The organism is Myxococcus llanfairpwllgwyngyllgogerychwyrndrobwllllantysiliogogogochensis (genome assembly GCF_006636215.1).
Lineage (GTDB): Bacteria > Myxococcota > Myxococcia > Myxococcales > Myxococcaceae > Myxococcus > Myxococcus llanfairpwllgwyngyllgogerychwyrndrobwllllantysiliogogogochensis.
Window position 1 is genome coordinate 1 of the sequence record NZ_VIFM01000664.1, and the last position, 532, is coordinate 532.

Below are 532 nucleotides of genomic sequence, written 5' to 3' on the forward strand. Positions count from 1 at the left end.
GCTAAATACTCATCATCGACCGATAGTGAACAAGTACCGTGAGGGAAAGGCGAAAAGAACCCCGGGAGGGGAGTGAAATAGATCCTGAAACCGCATGCTTACAAAAAGTAGGAGCCCGCAAGGGTGACTGCGTACCTTTTGTATAATGGGTCAGCGACTTACATTCAGTGGCAAGGTTAACCGAATAGGGAAGCCGTAGAGAAATCGAGTCCGAATAGGGCGTCCAGTCGCTGGGTGTAGACCCGAAACCAAGTGATCTATCCATGGCCAGGATGAAGGTGCCGTAACAGGTACTGGAGGTCCGAACCGACTAGTGTTGCAAAACTAGCGGATGAGCTGTGGATAGGGGTGAAAGGCTAAACAAACTTGGAAATAGCTGGTTCTCTCCGAAAACTATTTAGGTAGTGCCTCAAGTATTACCGTCGGGGGTAGAGCACTGTTTTGGCTAGGGGGTCATGGCGACTTACCAAACCAAGGCAAACTCCGAATACCGACGAGTACAGCTTTGGAGACAGAGCACCGGGTGCTAACG

At 50.4% G+C, this 532-nt stretch carries 1 rRNA gene; it reads left to right on the plus strand.

Features of this window, described 5'->3' with window-relative positions:
• Window positions 1-532 (plus strand): 23S ribosomal RNA (locus FJV41_RS49905); the annotation flags it as partial.